Consider the following 15,572-nt stretch of genomic DNA (forward strand, 5'->3'; position numbering starts at 1 on the left):
AAATGCCCGACGCCTACCGAGATGAGATTCGCGCGTGGTGGGGGCTATAACGCGGTACGGATCTGGCACAGATATCGGTACCGATTGATGGCTATTAGTGCCACTCGATGCCGTTTTGGCGGAACTTATTTTGTGGGGGAGACATGGATAAACCGCTGACTTCTGCGGCCAGGAATGGTGGGCGCAACAGGGATTGAACCTGTGACCCCTACCATGTCAAGGTAGTGCTCTACCGCTGAGCTATGCGCCCATTCCTGTGGTGTGGGGCCTTGTATCGTGCTTGCGCTGACAGCGCAAGCCCACAATAAAGGGGGGAGATGAAAAATTTTGTTCACTCCGTCCTGTCCCGCGGAATCCGTGCTTCCCTGTCGGCCATGCAGCCGCAGGAAACTGCCAATGCCCCTCCGGCAGACCCGCAGGCGCCCCCTCCTGTCATCACCATGCAGGGCAGTGCGGCAAGCCCCATCGTGCTCGCAGCCCCCCATGCGGGACGCTACTACCCGGACTGGTTTGTAGAGACGGCACGCCAGCCACTGGACGACCTGCGCAGCGGCGAGGACAGTTTTACGGAACTTCTGGCGCAACCAGCCCATGCTCTGGGGCCTACCCTAGTCCATGCCACGTTTCCGCGCGTTCTGTGCGACCCGAACCGTGCCGCATGGGATCTGGACCCGCGGATGTTCCATGGCGCTATCCCCCCATTCATACGCCCGACAGAACGTGGGTTGGCTGGACTTGGCTCCATTCCGCGCATTACCGGCAGCCACCGCGCCATTTACCGTTCCCGCCTGCCATTCAACGAGGCGGCACGGCGGATCGCGACATACTGGATGCCCTACCATACAACCCTCGCCAGCCTACTGCGCAGCACCCATCAGCAGCATGGGCAATGCCTGTTACTGGACCTGCACTCCATGCCGGACACGGCTGAAATCGGCACGGCGGATTTTGTGCTGGGCGACCGCCACGGCACGGCCTGCGCTCCGGCCATTATGGACAAAGCCGAGCAAACCCTGCGCGCTCTGGGGTACAGCACCGCACGCAACACACCGTATGCGGGTGGCTATATTACCCAGCAATATGGCCACCCCCCGAAAAACTGCCATGCGCTGCAAATTGAAATCCGCCGCAGCCTGTACATGACTGAAGCAACCCACACACCGCATGACGGCTTTGAGCCTCTGGCGCAGGGTCTTGCTGTTCTGGTGGCCCGGCTGCTTGAGCAAATGAGCTGAAAATACCACTCCCCAATGCATGACAAGATATTGAAACAGAACGACCAAACCCTCATCTCATGCTGCAAAACAGGGTGTGGCGGAAACCCTCAGGCCGCACCCATGACAAACCACGACAGAGGATACAGAATATGACCGACAGTACGAGCACTACTCATCCGGGCAGCGAAACCAAGGAATTCAGCGCCGAGGTCGGCCGCCTGCTCGATCTGGTCGTGCATGCGCTGTATTCCGAACGGGAAATCTTCCTGCGTGAACTGGTAGCCAACGCGGCGGACGCCACGGACCGCCGCCGGTTTGAAGCGCTGACAGATGGCGCGCGCGCGCTGCCCGACGAGGCCAAAATCCGCATCAACCCGGACAAGGATGCCCGCCTGCTGAGCATCAGCGATGATGGCGCAGGCATGAGCCGCGAGGAACTGGTGTCCAACCTTGGCACCATTGCACGCTCGGGCACACGCGCCTTTGGCCAGCAGCTTGAAAACACCAGCCCGGAAGACCGCCCAAGCCTGATCGGGCAGTTTGGTGTTGGCTTTTACGCGGCTTTCATGGTGGCTGATCGGGTTGAGGTCGTCTCCCGCCGGGCTGGTTCCGATGAAGCGTGGCGCTGGACATCCGACGGACGGGGTTCCTACACAATTGAACCCGCCAGCCGCGAGACGGCGGGCACCGACATTACGCTGCATATCAAAACCGACGCCGATGAGTTTCTTGATACCTACCGGCTGCAATCCATCATCCGCAAATGGTCAGACCATATCGCATGGCCTGTCACCATCGTGCAGGACGGCAAGGAAGAAGCCGCCAACGAAGGCACGGCCCTGTGGCGCAAGCCCCGCTCCGAGGTCACCACGGAGCAGATGGAGGAATTCTACCGCCATCTGACCCATAATTTTGATACCCCGTGGGAAACCCTGCACTGGCGCGCCGAAGGCACCATGGAGTTTTCGGCCCTGCTGTTCATTCCCTCGTCCCGCCCGTTCGAGTTTGGCGAGCAGACGCGTGAAAGCCGTATCCGCCTGCATGTGCGCCGGATGTTCATTACCGACGAGGCTGAAATTCTGCCGCCGTGGCTACGCTTCGTGCAGGGCGTTGTGGATACGGAAGACCTGCCGCTGAATGTCTCGCGTGAGATGCTTCAGGCCACGCCGGTTCTCGCCCGTATCCGCAAGGCGGTAACCGGCAAGGTGCTCTCGTCCCTCAAGACCCGCCTTGAAGATGCGCAGGCCTATGCCGCGTTCTGGGAAAACTTCGGCCCGATCCTGAAAGAAGGCATGTGGGATGATCCGGCCTACCGCACCGAGGTTGCCGGGCTGAGCCGTTTCCGCTCCAGCGCGGTAGAGGGGCTGACCGGCCTTGCGGACTATGTCAGCCGCATGAAGCCCGAGCAGGACGCCATTTACTACGTAACGGGTGACAATGCGGACGTACTGGCGGCCTCACCCCAGATCGAAGGTTTCAAGGCACGCGGGGTCGAAGTTCTGCTCCTGTCCGATGCAGTGGATTCCTTCTGGCCGGAACGGCTGGGCAGCTATGAGGGCAAAACCCTGCGCAATGTCGCACAGGGCCTGAACGATCTGGACAAGTTCACCCCCGATACGGAAACCGCTGAACAGAAAGCGGACATGGACACACTTCTGCCAGCCCTTAAAACCGCACTGGAAAATGAAGTGACGGACGTGCGCGCAACCGACCGCCTCGTTTCCAGCGCCATGGTGCTGAGTGCGCCCGAAGGCGGACCGGACCTGCAACTGCGCAAGCTGATGCAGCGGAGCGGTCAGACCATGCCAGAAGCCAAGCCGGTGCTGGAACTCAACCCCGCCCACCCGCTGGCACACGCACTGGCCGCCCGCCTGCAGGCAGGGGAAGACATTGCCCCGCTGGCGCAGATTCTGCTTGATGTCGCCAGTATCCAGAACGGCGACACCCCCAAGGATGTCAACGCGTTCGCAGGGCGGATCATGACCTATCTGGCCGCAGCCCCTGCAACTGCAGGCTGATAATACAGGGTGGGCTCGGCGCTCAGGCAGGGCCCGCCTGCTCCTGCTGCTTGACCTCGCGCCACAGGGCATCAAGCGTTTGCACATCCTGCTCGGCCATGGACAGGCCCTTGTCTGTCAGGCGGGCTTCCACCCCTTCAAACCGACGGGTGAACTTGTCGCAGGCCTGCCGTAAACAGGCCTCGGGGTCCAGCTTCAGCCGCCGTGCAAGACTGGCGACCGAAAACAGGATATCGCCCAGTTCATCCTGCATGCGGGCATGGTCTCCGCCCGCCATTTCCACGGCAAACTCCTCGACTTCCTCACGCACCTTGTCCAGCACGCCGCGCTCATCCGGCCAGTCAAAACCCACACGCGCCGCACGGGATGCCAGCTTGGACGCCCGCAGCAACGCAGGCAAAGCCGGTGGCACGCCCGCCAGAGCCCCCTGCACGCCCCCACCGGCCGCACGGCGCTCACGCTCCTTCAACTGTTCCCACTGAGCAGGCACACCCGCCTCCACCACAGGCGGTGCCGCCTGCTGGACAGGAACCGACAGAACATCCGGGCCGAAAGTGACATGCGGGTGACGGCGGATCATTTTTTCCGTCACCATCCGTGCGACGGTGGCAAAGTCGAACAGCCCCTGCTCACGCGCAAGCTGGGCCTGATACACCACCTGCAGGAGCAAATCCCCCAACTCATCAGGGAAAGCGCGCCAGTCCTGCTTCTGAATAGCGTCCATGACCTCGTACGCCTCCTCGATGGCGTAAGGAGCAATGGTTTCGAAGGTCTGCTCCTTATCCCACGGGCATCCTTCCTCAGGGTCGCGCAGGCGGGCCATCAGCGCCAGCAAACGTGAAAGCTGCTGCTCTGCCTCAGCCATGCCAGAAGAAGAAAAATCCGTCATGCGGCCTGCATCCATCCTGTTCTGCCAGCCCCGCCATATGCGGGCTTTATCGCGGGCGCATTGTGCCATAAAACGCTCTTACGTCCATGCACCCCGGCATACGCCCCATCGGTCGGGCGGGATGGCATACAGGCGCAACGCGGAGAACCAGAATGGCGCAGCAACCAGTCGTATTCATTGATGGCGAAGCAGGCACAACCGGGCTTGGCATTCGCGACCGCCTGCGCGCGCTGCCGGTACGCCTGCACTCCATAGACCCAGCCCAGCGCAAGGATCGTGACGCGCGCAAGGCCGCCATGGCCGAGGCCGATCTGGTGGTGCTGTGCCTGCCAGACGCTGCCTCCCGCGAGGCCGAGGCCATCGCCATTGAACTGGGGGCAGATGCCCCACGCCTGCTTGACGCCAGCACGGCATTCAGAACCGACCCCACATGGGTTTACGGTTTTCCTGAACTTTCGCCCGAACAGGCGCATGCCATCTCATCGGCACCGCGCGTCTCTAATCCCGGCTGCTACCCCACGGGCGCCATTGGCCTGCTGCGCCCGTTGATTCAGGCCGGTGTGCTGCCCGCGCATTACCCGGTGTGCATCAATGCCGTCAGCGGGTATAGCGGCGGCGGAAAACAGATGATCGAAGCCCATGAGCGCGATGGCGGCCCTGCTTTCGAACTGTATGGACTGTCACTCGAACACAAGCATGTGCCGGAAATCCATACCCATGCCGGGCTTACGGCACGGCCACTTTTTGTGCCTTCGGTCGGGCATTTCGCACAGGGGATGATTGTTTCCATTCCGCTGCACCTGTCCATGCTGGAAGGTGCCCCCAGCGCTGCCGACCTGCACGATATTCTGGCCCGCCACTACGCAGGGCAGGATCATGTGCGGGTGGTTACGGCCGATAACACACTCTCCGCCGAAGCGCTGGCGCATAGCGACCTCATGGAACTGCGCGTGCATGGCACCCCCCATACCCGCCATGCCCTGCTGACCGCTCGACTGGATAACCTCGGCAAGGGCGCCTCCGGGGCGGCATTGCAGAATATCCGGCTTATGTTGGGGCTTTCGTAAGAAAGCCTTTGAGCTGGTTTGAAAACAGGAAAGGTTAGACAGACATGACACATCGTGTAGCGCTCGTAACCGGTGGCAGCCGTGGCATTGGTGCCGCCATTGCCGAACGGCTTGCGGCAGACGGATATGACATCGCCATTTCCTATTCCAGCAACGCCACGGCAGCCGAACAGGTCGTTGAAAAAATCCGCGCGCAGGGGCGCAAGGCGCTGGCTATCAAGGCCAATGGTGCCTCTGTGGAAGGCAACCGCGAAGTTATTGCCGAAACCATAGTGGTTTTTGGTCGGATCGATGTGCTGGTGTGCAATGCAGGCACGTTCTTCTCCGGCCCGATTGACGAAATGAGCGTCAGCCAGATCGAGCATATCCTCAACCTGAACGTGCGCGCGTCCATGATTGAAACCATGGAAGCTACCAAATACATGACCACGGGCGGGCGGATTGTCTATATCGGGTCTGCTTTTGGCGCACGCGCTCCATTCCCCGGTATTTCGCTATATGCCGCAACCAAGGCCGCGCTGCGTGGCTTTGCCAAAGGCGTTGCGCGCGACCTTGGCCCGCGCGGCATTACCGCCAACGTGGTGGAGCCCGGCCCGATCGATACTGACCTGAACCCCGATAGTGGCGAAGTCGCAGCCCTGATCCGCAGCTTTGTCGCCACCGGCGCTTACGGCAAGGCGCATGACATTGCGGATATGGTCTCTTTTCTGGCCAGCCCGCAGGCCAGCTATATAACAGGGGCCGCCCTGCCGGTTGATGGCGGTCTGGAAGCCTGATCGCCCCCTCACCCCGGCCCACTCAGGTGCCGGGGGAGGCCTTGCCCTCACGCGGCTTGAGGGATTTCAACCACGATCCGGCCTGTCAGCCGGCTTTCAAGCAGATCTTCCGCTGCCTGCGGCACCTCTGCCAGCGGCACGCTCCGACTTAGCCCGGCCAAACGCTCCAGATCGACCAATTCTGCCAGACGCTGCCAGGCCGTCTGCCGCAAGGGGCGCGGGCACATAACGCTGTCGATCCCCACCAGTGTAACGCCCCGCAGAATGAACGGCGCAACAGTCGCGGGAAAATCCATGCCCCCCGCCAGCCCGCAGGCTGTCACCACGCCCCGCGGCTTCATTCCTGCACAGACCGCAGCCAGCACATGCCCCCCCGCCACATCCACGGCACCGGCCCAGCGGGCCTTTTCCAGCGGGCGGAGCGGCGCTTCAAACAGCGCGCGCGGCAGCACCTCATGCGCGCCGAGGCTTTGCAGGTAAGGCTGTTCCTCCAGCCGTCCAGTCACGGCGGCCACCTCATAACCCAACCGGGCCAGCAGCATGACAGCCACACTACCAACCCCACCTGTGGCGCCCGTAACCAGCACCGGCCCATCAACCGGCCGCACGCCTTCACGTTCCAGCGCCATCACGCACAGCATGGCCGTAAACCCAGCCGTGCCCAGCGCCATGGCCTGAAAAGCATCCAGTCCCGCAGGCAAAGGCACCAGCCAGTTACCCGGCACGCGCAGGCGCTGGGCATAGCCACCCCAGTGCAGTTCACCCGCACCACAACCATTCAGCACCACCGACTGCCCGACCTGAAACTCAGGCGATGTCGTGTGTTCCACAATCCCTGCCGCATCTACACCCGGCACCATGGGCCATGTTCTGACAACCGGCCCACGGCCTGTCACAGCCAGCGCATCCTTGTAATTCAGGCTCGACCAGAGCACCCGCACCGTCACATCACCCTGCGGCAGGGCATCGTCCGGCAGGCTACGCAGCGCGACATGCTGGCCACCTTCAGCGGTTTTTTCTATGTACAAAGCTTCAAACATACGCTCTTCCATATCATGTGAGCAGAACAGCACCTGCACGCCTACCCCTAGCTCTTGACCATCCGCCCCTGCGCAGGACCATGTCCGGCAGAAGGTAGCAGGCTCTCAACGCCCGAAAAGAGCCGATGTTTGTGTCTGACAGAGTTTTGATACCGCACGGGAAAGCAATTGCACGCTCAGGCATACGCGATCACATAAAAAATACATTGGCCTGCCCACCCCTATCAGGACTATAGATGCAGTAATTATTATAATATCTTACTGACCGGACATTCTCTTGCTCCTGTTTATCATGGGCCTGCTGGCTCTTACGCTACTCATCGCGGTTAGCGTACTGATCTCCCTTTCAGAAATTTCCTTTGCCGCCGCGCGCGATGTGCGCCTTCGCAGTCAGGCCGAAGCGGGCAACCGCAAGGCACAAGCCTTCCTTGCCCTGCGCCGCAACAGCGGTCAGGTCATGACCGTTATCCAGATCTGCCTCAATGGCGTGGGTATTCTGGGCGGTATCGTCAGTTCGGAAATGCTCACCCCACCGCTGACCGACTTTCTGCTTCAGTGGCATTTTTCAGAATGGTGGGCGCAGAACCTCGCCTCGGCCTCCAGCTTTTTATTTGTAACAGGCGTATTCGTTCTGTTTGCTGACCTGCTGCCAAAGCGCGTCGCTATGAACGACCCCAACCGGGTAGCACTGGCTATCGGCTGGTTTCCCCGGGTCGCGCTCCGTGTGCTTTACCCGTTTGTCTGGACGTTCTCGCGTATATCGGATGCCGTGCTGCACGCCCTGAAAATTCCCGCAGCCTCGGCGGTGGAACCCGTAACCCCGGAAGACCTGCGCGCCATTCTGGCGGCGGGCACTGTCTCCGGTGCATTGCTCCAGCAGGAGCACCAGATGATCAGCAACGTGCTGGCGTTGCAGGACCGGGCTGTAACCTCCGCCATGACCCCGCGTGATGAGGTCGTGTTTCTGGATATTCAGGATCCGGCGGAACATAACTACGACAAGGTACGCGCGGCCCCCTATTCACGCTACCCGCTCTGTAATGGTGGGCTGGACAAGGTTATTGGCTCCATCCGTGCGGAAGACGTGCTGGCCTCCGTGGTGGACCCCAACGCCATTCCGGTGGAACAGCCACGCGGCAACCCCATCGCCCGCCTGCGGCGCGATGTGCTGTCTGTGCCTGAAACCCTACACCTTTGGGACACTCTGGCCCAGTTCGACAGCCATGGCACGGGCTTTGCCCTTGTGGTGAACGAATACGGTCTGGTAGTGGGGCTAATTACCTTCAAAGATATTATGGGCGTGCTGATGGATGGCGTGGCCAGCCCGTTTGAGGAACAGGCCATTGTCCGCCGCGATGAAAACTCATGGCTGGTGGACGGTGCCGCCCCTATTGGCGATGTCATGCGCGAACTCGCCATCCTTTCTCTACCCGATTATGATCAGTTCGACACCATCAGCGGCTTTATCATGCACCGCTTGCGCCGCATGGCCCGCAAGACCGACCGGGTTGATGCCTCTGGCTTCCGTTTTGAAGTGGTGGACGTAGAAGGCTTCCGCATCAACCAGCTATTGGTGACACGCCTACCCGCCAAACTACCCACCTGAACCCCGTAACAGACTCTCAACGGGAGGCCCTTTAGCCAGACAGGCCATAAACGCCCCTGCTGGGCAGCGCTGCACATGATCATGCTCCAGCGCCCCCGGCATAGACGCCCCCACGTATCGGGTGACAAGATAATACGCTGGCTCCGGCACCACTACGCCCTCTTCCCTCCCTTGGACCATATCGCACGAGCAGTCGCGCCCTATCATCCGTGCGCCTGCCGTACGCAGCCTGTCAGGATATCGTGGGAGTTTTCACAGAACATCCTGTTGCGCATGCAACCTCTGGCTGCCTCGTGGGTTTACATAAAAAAACGGGCCATTCCCTAAGGAATGGCCCGTCCTGTGCAAGTCTTTTAAAATCGGAAGAACCGGGATCAGGAAAACTTAGAAAGCTGCCTGAACACGGGCTGCCAGCGAGTTACCGCTACGACCATATTCGTTGATGACGGCCATTGTGCCGTAGTTGGTGTTGCCGTTGCCGGTAGCCATGAAGTGGTTGAAATCAAGCATGAAGCGGAAGTGACGGTTGGGATACCAGTTCAGCCCACCAGACCACACAGTCTGCTGGTTACCGTTCATAGCGCCTGCCGCGTTACCGTTAATCGCAGTATCGTGGAAATCGCTGACGCTGTAACGACCCGAGATTTCCAGAGCACCCCAGTAACCGTGCTGAGGATCAAACTCGTGTTCAACACCCGGAGCGCCGAACGCGCCTTCTTTCTCATTATAGGCGCGCCCTTTACCCATCAGGGTGTAGTTGGCGGCCACGTAGTAACCATCCATGTTCACGTTGCCCATGCCCTTGGCATAGTCGCTGGCACCGAGAGAACGGCTCACACCAATGTTATAATACTCGGCCTTAAGCACAAGCTTTTTCCAACGCAGACCCAGTTCCGGGCCAGCCGCCCAGACAGAGTCAACATTGTTCATAGTCGCACCAACACCGAGGAGAGAGGTAGAGGTAAGAGCCACTTCCGGGTTGCCGTTGGCTGTATAGCTGCGGTTACCCGTAGCGGAGTTTGTCCCCGGACGGAAAGAGCTGATAGCCGACAAACCGACGTGCAGGTCGATATCTTTCGATACAAACGGACGACCGGCAACACGGAAAGTACCACCAAGGGGGTTATTCGTCGTGTAACTGGTAGCCGAATTGCCGCCACGCGCACCGTATTGCTGGCCAGTGAAGTAGGCTGCAATCCACCAGCGCTTTTCATAATGCAGACCGCCAAGACTGAAGCGGGCATCACCTGCTGCAATGTTACGCACCACGTTGGTAATATTGGGGCGTTCCATCATTTCAAAGTCGTTCGAACTTTCGGAATCTTCTTCCGTTACGCGCGGCTGGAAGTAACCAATCGTCAGGACCGTATTGTGCAGCCCAGTATAATTCAGGTTTGCTTCATACAAATTCTGGTATGTCTGATACCCATCGGTGCTGCCGCCAAGATCAGGCGTTACGTTAGCTACCCAATCTTTATAACGGAATGTGAAGGGAATACGAATACGGCGAGCATTTTCTGTCAGACCGGAGAAATCACCACGGCTCTGACCGGGAGCGGACGACATACCCATGAAACCACCGAAGTCTTCATGGAAGGCCAGACCAACCGAGAAGCCGTAAGCACCATCTTCAGAAGAAACCGTAAAGCGCCCCTTGGGGAAGCCGATGATCATGCCACCAACGCGGACTTCTTCATCCTTAGCACTTGCAGCCTTGAAATCCTTCCAGGACATCGTGTCACCACGGTCGGAAGGCGGGGTGCCCACGCCGCTGGGGCCAAAGGACTTGTGCAGAGCGGCGTCATCAAACTGTACGCCGTGCTCGACCGGGCCAGAAGAAATCTGGCGGCTGGCGCGATAGCCATGGGTTGCCTGCTTCTGAGCCGCATCGGTCTTGGCAAGCTGGGACTTGAGGCTAACGATCTGCTGCTGCATTTCGCGGCGCATGGAAGCCATTTCCGCCTTCAGGGCGCGGAGCTCGGCATCATCAACCGGGGCAGCCTGAGCCACAGGAGCAATCCCGGCCAGCAGCATGGTCGTAAAAGCAATTGTCGGAAAAAGGGGTTTGCAGCGCATTATGCCATTCCACAAGTAAAACAGTGAGGGATGGATACCGTGTCCGCTCGCTTTTGCGTGTGACGCTTCAATGAGGGTTTCATTACGGTTTCATTAAAAAAGCGGCCTGGAAAACCAAACCGCTTTTTTATGGATATCCACCAACAGGTTACAAAAAAACCTTGGTAGAACTCTTACTTTCCACTCTTCCAAGCGGCGAGGATATCATCCTTCACGCTCTTGGGCAGCGGAACGTAGTCCAGCTTCTCGGCAGCGCTATCGCCATTGGCGAAATCCCAGGAGAAGAAGTTACGCACAGCTTCGTCACGCGCGGGGTTACGCGCAGGTACCGGCACCAGCACATAGGTTGCGGAAACAACCGGCCAGGCTTCCTTGCCGGGGGTGTTCAGCAGGTTGATGGCGAAATGCTGAGCGCTCTTCCAGTCGGCGGCTTCAGCCGCATGGGAGAAGCTGAGCAGGCCAGCGGCAACATTCGTGCCCGCCTTGTTGCGCAGGCGCACCGTGGTCAGGTGGTTGCGGCTAGCATAAGCGAATTCGACATAACCGATCGCACCCTCGGTGTTACGCACCGTGGCGGCCACGCCGTCATTGCCGCGCGCACCCAGACCGTTCGGCCAGTTGATGGAGGTGCTGGCACCCTGGTTCTGCTTCCAGCTATCCGAAGAATCGGCCAGGTAGGAGGTGAACACGAAGGTCGTGCCCGAACCGTCAGCGCGGTGCACAGGAGCAATAGCCGTATCGGGCAGATGCACGCCGGGGTTCAGCGCCGCAATCTTGGCATCGTCCCAGGTGGTGATGTCGCCTGCATAGATCCCGGCCAGCACTTCGCCACTCAGGGTGATGGCGTCAGGCTTGACACCGGGGATGTTCACAACCGGAACAATGCCGCCCATGACCGTCGGGAACTGGAACAGGTGACCGTCTTCGAGCTTTTTGGCATCCATCGGCGCATCGGATGCGCCAAAATCAACCGTTCCGGCCAGAATCTGGTTCTGTCCCGCGCTGGAGCCAACGCTCTGGTAGTTAACCGTAACACCGGTTGCCGTCTTGGCCGCCGCGCCCCAGGATTCATAAATGGGGGCTGCAAAGCTGGAACCAGCGCCAGTCACGTTTTCAGCCCGGGATACCGCCGGAAAAGTTGCCAGGAGGCTTGTAACAGCTGCCAGACACACTCCAGACCTGATTGAAAGACGCATTGTTGGATAAATCCCTTTGCCGTGAGCTTGCGGCGGCTTGCCGCGCCCATGTGCTTAAAGGAGCCACCCACGAAACGGTGTGATGTTTTCAGGACATTTACATTACAGATTTATGACAGGGCATCCGCCAGCGGCAACCACACGCAACATTCCGTGCCCTGCCCTACCACACTGCGCACGACAAAACGCCCGTTATGCCGGGTCACAACATGCTGCACGATTGCCAGACCAAGCCCGCTACCCTGCACGCTGGCGGCTGTTTTCGCCACACGATAAAAGCGTTCCGTCAGGCGGGAGAGATGCCGCGCAGGGATACCCGGCCCCGTATCGGCCACACTCAACACCACCCCGGGTGTTGCGGGCCAGCCTGCATCCGGCGGCGCGCGCTCTCCGCGCACGGTAATGGACAATGCCGCACCGCCAGATTTTGCTTTGGCGGCCAGTCCATATTTAAGGGCATTTTCAACCAGATTCATCAGAATCTGGGAAAGCTGCGCCTCATCCCCCTCTACCCGCAATCCTTCATCCTGTGGGATATCGACCGTAAGGGCAGCGTTTTTACCCGCCAGAAGCCCAACCGTTTCTCTCTTCAGATGGCTGAGCAGGTCTGTCAGAGCAACCACTTCCGTCGGGCGCAAATGCTCCTGCATCTGCACGCGCGAGAGATAGAGAAGACTATCCAAAAGCCGCTGCATACGCCGGGCCTGAGCACTCATGATCTCTAAAAACTCCTGCTGCGCGGCAGGATCATCCGCAGCTGGGCCTTGCAGGGTTTCTATAAACCCCAGCAAAGCGGCCAGCGGGGTGCGAAGCTCATGACTGGCAAAGGCGACAAAATCCGTATGCTGGCGCTCGGCCATAACGGCTTCCGTCTCGTCATGCAGGGCGACAAACACGACGGTTGCCAGCCCCCCCTTACGCTGCGCCTCGCCCATAAGGGCCGCAGGCACGGCTTTTTTATGCAGCCAGGCACGAATAACCCGATACTGGGGAATATCCAGCACCACCACAGCTTCTTCCGGCGCGCTACTGCTCTCACCATTGGAAAGCAGAAACTCGACCCGATTCTGAAAAGCCGGATGCCGAACAATGCTCCCGATACAATCGCGAAACTGCCTATGCGCCTCGGGTGAAATCACACAGGGTAGGCGCGATTCGTTCAACGCCAGCGTGGCGGCGGGCAGACAGGCCATGACCTCTTCAAGTGGCAGGCCATAAGGCACTTCCACCCGGCGGGGCATGGCCCCCAGCGCCTCGGCGCGCTCACGCAGCGAGAACATGCGGGACAGTAAAAACGGCACGGAAGACAAAATGCTCCCTGCCATCACACCGTATGCTACGGCCTGCCATACCTGCATGACGTCAAACCCCTTTCATGAGCAGGTGGGGTCAGTCCTGTTCCAGAGGTTTGTCCAGCGCATAGCCTCTGGCCCGAACCGTGCGGATCAGATCAGGTTCGGTCGCTTCGTTCAGGGTCTGCCGCAAACGGCGGATATGCACATCCACAGTCCGCAGTTCCACGCAGGAGCTACGCTCCCATGCATGTTTAAGCAGTTCCTCACGCGAGAAAACCTTGGCCGGGTGCAGCATAAGAAATTCCAGCAGACGGTATTCAGTCGGCCCCAAAGACAGCACGCGCCCGTTACGCTCAACCTTATGGCCCACCCGATCCATAACCAGATCTTCAAACCGCAGGGTCTTGTCCGCCGGGGGCGCGCGCCGCAGGATTGCCTTTACACGGGCAAACAGCGTGTCCATGCCGAACGGCTTAACCAGATAGTCATCCGCCCCGATATCCAACCCGCGAATACTATCCGCTTCCTCACCCCGTGCACTCAGCATGATAATAGGCAGGGAGGCGGTGCGATTCTGCTCACGCAGGCGGCGGCAGACCTCGATGCCGGACATGCCCGGCAGCATCCAGTCGAGCAGAATAAGGTCTGGCTGGCGCTGGCGCACCTGCTCAAGCGCTTCCTCGCCATCGCCCGCGTGGCGCACCGAGTAATTTTGCTTTTCAAGATTGTAACAGATCAGCCGCGCAAGGGCCGGGTCGTCCTCGACAACCAGAAGATCCGTTTTCTGCATAACCGTCCGCCCTCATCACTACTGACAGGCAGGATATGACGTGCATGTGACAAAAAACAACCGCGCAGGCGGCTTATGTTACACTGCCACACCCCATGACACGGCAAAAAACTACGTTTGTCATGGTGAAAACACGCTTGTGAAACTTTTATGAAGCCGCATGGCGGACAAACAGAGCGTTCCAAAAAACCCCCGTAAAAACGGGGGTTGATTGTTTCAGCCGCTGGATCAACCCTCGAACGGGTCACGCACCAGAATGGTGTCATCACGGTCCGGGCTGGTGGACAGCAGGGTAACGGGTGCGCCCACCAGTTCCTCAATCCGCCGCACGTATTTGATGGCCTGAGCGGGCAGGTCTGCCCAGCGACGCGCACCGTGGGTGGTTTCTTTCCAACCCTCGATGGTTTCATAAACCGGGCGGATACGCTGCTGCGCGGCCGGTGCGGACGGGAAGCGCTCCGTCTTTTTGCCATCCAGTTCATACCCGACGCAGATACGGATTTCATCCAGCCCGTCCAGCACGTCCAGCTTGGTCAGGGCCAGACCATCTACCCCGCCTACGCGTACCGCATGGCGCACCAGAACGGCATCGAACCAGCCACAGCGGCGCGGGCGCCCCGTAACCGTGCCGAATTCATGCCCACGCTCACCAAGGCGGCGGCCGGTCTCATCAAACAGTTCGGTGGGGAAAGGCCCCTCGCCCACACGGGTGCAGTAAGCCTTGGCAATACCCAGCACAAAACCGGCAGCCCCCGGACCCATGCCAGAACCCGTGCCCGCATTGGCCGCAACCGTGTTGGAACTGGTTACGAACGGATAGGTGCCGTGATCCACATCCAGCATGACGGCCTGCGCGCCTTCAAACAGGATACGCTTACCCTGACGGCGTGCATCGTCCAGAATATCCCAGGTTGCGGCCATGAACGGCAGCACGCTGGGGGCTACCTGTGCCAGATAATCCAGCAGTTCGGCCTTGCTAAACGTGGGCGCACCCAAACCCGCCAGCAGCGTGTTGTGGTGCAGCAGCAGTTCATCCAGCTTCCAGTCCAGCGTTTCAGGCTCGGCCAGATCACACAGGCGAATACCCCGGCGGGCCACCTTGTCTTCGTAAGCAGGGCCAATGCCGCGACCCGTTGTGCCGATCTTGCGGTCGCCCCGCGCAGCTTCACGCGCGCGGTCGAGCGCACCGTGCACCGGCAGAATCAGCGGCGCGTTTTCCGCAATCCGCAGCGTTTCAGGGGTAACGGACAGGCCCTGCTCACCAATCCGGGCGATTTCCGCCAAAAGGGCCTGCGGGTCCACCACAACGCCATTGCCGATAATACCCAGCTTGCCGCTGACAACACCCGAAGGCAGGAGCGAGAGCTTGTAAACCTGATTGCCGACCACCAGCGTATGGCCCGCATTGTGGCCACCCTGAAACCGCACCACCACATCGGCCCGGCTGGCGAGCCAGTCTACAATCTTTCCCTTGCCTTCATCACCCCACTGGGCGCCGATCACGGTTACGTTGGACATTGAGGGTCTGCTCCTGAAAAAACTGCCTGCTGGTCAAGAAAAAGGGCGCCACGGCACAGGGCCGGGCCAAAAGGTTGATCCTGT

At 59.7% G+C, this 15,572-nt stretch carries 12 protein-coding genes and 1 tRNA gene; 5 read left to right on the forward strand and 8 right to left on the reverse strand.

From position 1 onward, the window contains the following. Positions 1-175: 175 nt before the first annotated feature. A tRNA-Val gene (locus ABF757_RS07565) sits at positions 176-250 on the reverse strand. A gap of 67 nt (positions 251-317) precedes the next feature. Here ABF757_RS07565 and ABF757_RS07570 point away from each other — a divergent pair. Next, positions 318-1,235, forward strand: coding sequence for an N-formylglutamate amidohydrolase (locus ABF757_RS07570; RefSeq protein WP_415481620.1), 918 nt, complete (start codon positions 318-320; stop codon positions 1,233-1,235). Between the two features lie 131 nt (positions 1,236-1,366). Beyond that, on the forward strand, positions 1,367-3,235 hold the full coding sequence (gene htpG / locus ABF757_RS07575) for a molecular chaperone HtpG (protein ID WP_415481621.1): 1,869 nt from the start codon (positions 1,367-1,369) through the stop codon (positions 3,233-3,235). Between the two features lie 22 nt (positions 3,236-3,257). Here htpG and mazG read toward each other — a convergent pair whose 3' ends face one another. Continuing rightward, on the reverse strand, positions 3,258-4,124 hold the full coding sequence (gene mazG, locus ABF757_RS07580) for a nucleoside triphosphate pyrophosphohydrolase (protein WP_415481622.1): 867 nt from the start codon (positions 4,122-4,124) through the stop codon (positions 3,258-3,260). A 152-nt stretch (positions 4,125-4,276) separates the two neighbouring features. Here mazG and argC point away from each other — a divergent pair, with 152 nt between their 5' ends. Both argC and ABF757_RS07590 read left to right on the forward strand, forming a co-directional pair. Further along, positions 4,277-5,191, forward strand: a complete 915-nt coding sequence (argC, locus tag ABF757_RS07585; protein ID WP_415481623.1) for an N-acetyl-gamma-glutamyl-phosphate reductase — start codon at positions 4,277-4,279, stop codon at positions 5,189-5,191. A 44-nt stretch (positions 5,192-5,235) separates the two neighbouring features. Then, a complete protein-coding gene (locus ABF757_RS07590; protein WP_415481624.1) occupies positions 5,236-5,967 on the forward strand; it encodes an SDR family oxidoreductase in 732 nt (243 codons plus the stop codon). A gap of 47 nt (positions 5,968-6,014) precedes the next feature. Here the strand turns inward: ABF757_RS07590 and acuI are convergent, their stop codons facing one another. Next, entirely contained in the window at positions 6,015-7,007 is a 993-nt protein-coding gene (gene acuI, locus ABF757_RS07595; protein WP_415481625.1) for an acrylyl-CoA reductase (NADPH), read from the reverse strand. A 277-nt stretch (positions 7,008-7,284) separates the two neighbouring features. Between acuI and ABF757_RS07600 the strand changes: the two genes are divergently transcribed. Then, positions 7,285-8,613 carry a hemolysin family protein gene (locus ABF757_RS07600; RefSeq protein ID WP_415481626.1) on the forward strand — a complete coding sequence of 443 codons (1,329 nt, stop codon included), beginning with the start codon at positions 7,285-7,287 and terminating at the stop codon, positions 8,611-8,613. A gap of 384 nt (positions 8,614-8,997) precedes the next feature. Here ABF757_RS07600 and ABF757_RS07605 read toward each other — a convergent pair whose 3' ends face one another. The 5 genes from ABF757_RS07605 to ABF757_RS07625 all read right to left on the reverse strand — a co-directional run bounded on the left by ABF757_RS07605 (position 8,998) and on the right by ABF757_RS07625 (position 15,488). Beyond that, entirely contained in the window at positions 8,998-10,689 is a 1,692-nt protein-coding gene (locus ABF757_RS07605; RefSeq protein WP_415481627.1) for an OprO/OprP family phosphate-selective porin, read from the reverse strand. A 173-nt stretch (positions 10,690-10,862) separates the two neighbouring features. After that, entirely contained in the window at positions 10,863-11,897 is a 1,035-nt protein-coding gene (pstS, locus tag ABF757_RS07610) for a phosphate ABC transporter substrate-binding protein PstS (RefSeq protein ID WP_025860241.1), read from the reverse strand. 98 nt (positions 11,898-11,995) lie between these two features. Beyond that, positions 11,996-13,243, reverse strand: coding sequence for a sensor histidine kinase (locus ABF757_RS07615; RefSeq protein WP_415481628.1), 1,248 nt, complete (start codon positions 13,241-13,243; stop codon positions 11,996-11,998). Positions 13,244-13,274: 31 nt separating this feature from the next. Continuing rightward, complete coding sequence (gene phoB / locus ABF757_RS07620; RefSeq protein WP_025860243.1) at positions 13,275-13,970, reverse strand: phosphate regulon transcriptional regulator PhoB; 696 nt, start codon at positions 13,968-13,970, stop codon at positions 13,275-13,277. A gap of 228 nt (positions 13,971-14,198) precedes the next feature. Beyond that, entirely contained in the window at positions 14,199-15,488 is a 1,290-nt protein-coding gene (locus ABF757_RS07625) for an adenylosuccinate synthase (protein WP_415481629.1), read from the reverse strand. Positions 15,489-15,572 lie beyond the last annotated feature (84 nt).

It is taken from the genome of Acetobacter papayae (genome assembly GCF_047721125.1).
GTDB lineage: Bacteria > Pseudomonadota > Alphaproteobacteria > Acetobacterales > Acetobacteraceae > Acetobacter > Acetobacter papayae.